Genomic DNA, 2,914 nt, shown 5'->3' on the forward strand with positions numbered 1-2,914 from the left:
GCCCCGGCGGGGTGCCGGGTGTCGGCGTGGTGTGGGGCGGCGCGCCGAGCAGCGCCCCGAGCTGGCCGTCCGGCGCCGATCCGAGCACGACGCGGGCGCGGGTGTGGTGCCGGACGGCGTCGCTCAGCGCGTCCACGGTGTCGAACTGGTCGGCCACCACGACCGTGACGCTCGCCGCCCTGCCGTGCCGCAGGGGGACCTGCAGCAGCTCCTGGGGGTCGGTGCGGCCGTCGGCCGCCGCCAGATGCCCGAAGACACTGGGCCGGTCGAGCAGGATCCACAGCGGGCGCCTGGTGTCATCGGGCGTGGGGTGCCCGGACTGCCTGGCTCGGTTGGCCGCGATCAGCCGCCGCTCGGTCTCGTGCGCCGCCCATTCCAGGGTGCTCAGGGCCCCGGAGAGCCCGCACTCGACGGCCAGCACGCCGGAGCGGCCGGTGAGGCACGCGTACTCCCCGGTCCCGCTGCCCTCGATGATCACCACGTCGCCGTACCGCAGGGCCTGGAGCGCGATCGAGCGCAGCAGCGTGGTGGTCCCGCTGCCCGGCTCGCCCACGACCAGCAGATGCGGCTCGGTCGAGCGCGGGCCGGTCCGCCAGACCACCGGCGGAGCGTCGCTCTGCTCGTCGCCGTCCTGCACCGGCACCGTGCGCCGTACCGCGTCCGGGTCGGTGAAGCCGAGCACGGTCTCGCCGGGACCGGTGATGAAGGGCTGCGCCGCGATGGTGGTGGACAGGGCGGGCAGCACGCTCATCGCGAGCCGGTTGCCCTCCTCGTCCCAGTCGAAGCGGTACTCGCGCCCGCGCCCCGACTTGGCGTGCAGGAGCTGCTCGATCCGGGTGCGGCACTCGGCCTCGCCGTCGGTGAAGTGTGCCGGGTACGCGACGTGCAGCGCGGTGAGCCGTCCGTCGTCGTCGAACGTGAAGTCACTGAACACCTCGTCCCACGCGCCTCCGTGGCTGAACAGCGGGGCCGGGTCGTCGGGGACGGAGAAGTACGGCACCAGGGCCTCGTACAGCGCCTGGAGCCGGGCGGTCTCCGCCTCGTCCGGCCCGGTCTTCGCCACGGTCCGCTCGTGCCCCTTCCAGGCGGCCGCGGCCATCACCGTGATCAGGGCGAGCAGCGGCCCGTACGGGATGAGCGCGACCACCAGAACGCAGGCCGCGACGAGGAACAGCGCGGGACCGCGCCGGTCCTTGGGTGTCGCGGCCCACCGCTGCCGCCCGGCCGAGGCCATCTTGCGCAGGCCGCGGCCGATCATGATCAACGGGTGGAGGACATCGGTGGCGCTGTCGGCGGCCGTCCGCGCGATCTCGCGGCTGCGGGTGATCGATGCGCTGCTGCTGCTCAGAATGCGGGGAAGTGGACGCCGGGCCACGTCTGTCTCCTGGGGTGAGTGGAAAACGGTTGCCGAGGGTCAGAACTTGATTCCGCCCAGCATGCTGGCGAGGCTCGCGCCGCCGGCCGTGATGCTCGGTGCGATGGCGGTGCCCGCGACATAGAAGCCGAAGAGGGCACAGACGAGCCCGTGGGACGCCTTGAGCCCGTCCTTCTTGAAGAAGAGGAAGGCGATGACTCCCAGCAGTACGACGCCTGAGATGGAAAGGATCATGAGTGTTCTCCTGGTTGGGGGGACAGTCACCATGAGTTCTTCCAGGTTCACAGAAAGTATCTATACGATAAAAGGTGCAAATGGGTGAAATGGCGTCTAATTCACCCGACTGGCCGACGTGGGTGCCCGACTCGTGCCGGGGGTGCCCGGCGGGCAGTAACCTGTCGGTTCACTCGTACGGCCGACATGCCGTACGCCGAGGTCACGGCATGAAAGGCGGTACGCGCGATGAGCGAGGCTCCGGACCCCGAGGTGGTCGAACTGGCGACGAAGGTCTTCGACCTCGCCAGGCAGGGGGAGACCGCCGCGCTCGCCGCGTATGTCGACGCGGGGGTCCCGGCGAACCTCACCAACGACCGCGGGGACACCCTCGTGATGCTCGCCGCCTACCACGGTCACGCCGCGACGGTGGAGGCCCTCGTCACCCGCGGAGCCGAGGCCGACCGTGCCAACGACCGGGGACAGACCCCGCTGGCCGGAGCGGTCTTCAAGGGCGAGGACGCGGTGATCCGCGCCCTGCTCGCCGGCGGGGCCGATCCGGAGGCCGGGACTCCGTCCGCCGTGGATACCGCGCGGATGTTTGGGAAGACGGAGCTGGTGGAGCTCTTCGGCGCACGCTGACCGGCCTGTCGTAAATGTGGTCGCGGTGGCGATTTGGCTGGGTCATCATGACGTCGCGGGTCCACATCGGACCACCGACGAGAGGCAGAGGAAGATGAACTGCACCAAGCAGATGGCAACGGGCGGCCGGACATGTTGTTGCGCGGCCAGGTAGTCCACGTTTCCCGGTTGCGTCTACAGCTTGATGTGAGGCTTCTTCCATGATCGATCCAGTCATAGCGCCGAGCGGCACGCTGCTCGGCCTCCTCCAGCGGGGCCGCGGCGACGGCACGCTGCACGCGCTCGCCGCACCGCGCGAGGAAGCCCTGGCCGCCCTGAACCACTGCGTCCTGAGCGACCCCCGCCACGACTGGCAGGTCGAGAACCGCTCGCTCTACTACGCGCGCCTCTACCTCGACCTCGACGGCGGGCTCGAAGAGATCGAACGGCACCTCTTCCTCCCCGACGACCACATCGTCACCGAGGACAGCAGGACCGGGCTCGCTCTCGCCGTGCTGGGGCACCTCGCCTCGTACGACCGGGCCGACGCGCTCGTGCTGCTGCGGCGGTACGCGGCGACCGGCGCCAACTGGGCCTGGGCGCTGGACGAACTCGCCCTGCGCGACGACGACGCCGGGCTGCGCGCTCTGGCCCTGCCCGTGCTCGGCCGCTTCCCCGCCACCCCGCAGGGCGGCGCCGAACTGG

General features: G+C 70.8%; 2 protein-coding genes and 2 pseudogenes. 2 read left to right on the forward strand and 2 right to left on the reverse strand.

Annotated features, from left to right (window positions below):
• Both G3I19_RS35800 and G3I19_RS35805 read right to left on the reverse strand, forming a co-directional pair.
• A pseudogene (locus G3I19_RS35800) lies at nt 1-1,375 on the reverse strand (ATP-binding protein); the annotation flags it as partial.
• Between the two features lie 39 nt (nt 1,376-1,414).
• Nucleotides 1,415-1,609: a hypothetical protein gene (locus G3I19_RS35805; RefSeq protein WP_164267853.1), complete on the reverse strand. Its 195-nt coding sequence runs from the start codon at nt 1,607-1,609 to the stop codon at nt 1,415-1,417.
• A gap of 228 nt (nt 1,610-1,837) precedes the next feature.
• Between G3I19_RS35805 and G3I19_RS35810 the strand changes: the two genes are divergently transcribed.
• Nucleotides 1,838-2,230 (forward strand): ankyrin repeat domain-containing protein, encoded by a 393-nt coding sequence (locus G3I19_RS35810; RefSeq protein WP_164267854.1) that lies wholly within the window; start codon nt 1,838-1,840, stop codon nt 2,228-2,230.
• Nucleotides 2,231-2,430: 200 nt separating this feature from the next.
• Nucleotides 2,431-2,914 (forward strand): annotated as a pseudogene (locus tag G3I19_RS35815) (HEAT repeat domain-containing protein); the annotation flags it as partial.

Origin of the sequence: Streptomyces sp. SID10853 (assembly GCF_010548145.1) — a bacterium.
Lineage (GTDB): Bacteria > Actinomycetota > Actinomycetes > Streptomycetales > Streptomycetaceae > Streptomyces.

What these genes read in the sequence shown, in the direction of transcription:
- G3I19_RS35805 (WP_164267853.1), bottom strand. Translation starts at nt 1,609, where the DNA reads ATGATCCTTTCCATCTCAGGCGTCGTACTGCTGGGAGTCATCGCCTTC.
- G3I19_RS35810 (WP_164267854.1), top strand. Translation starts at nt 1,838, where the DNA reads ATGAGCGAGGCTCCGGACCCCGAGGTGGTCGAACTGGCGACGAAGGTC.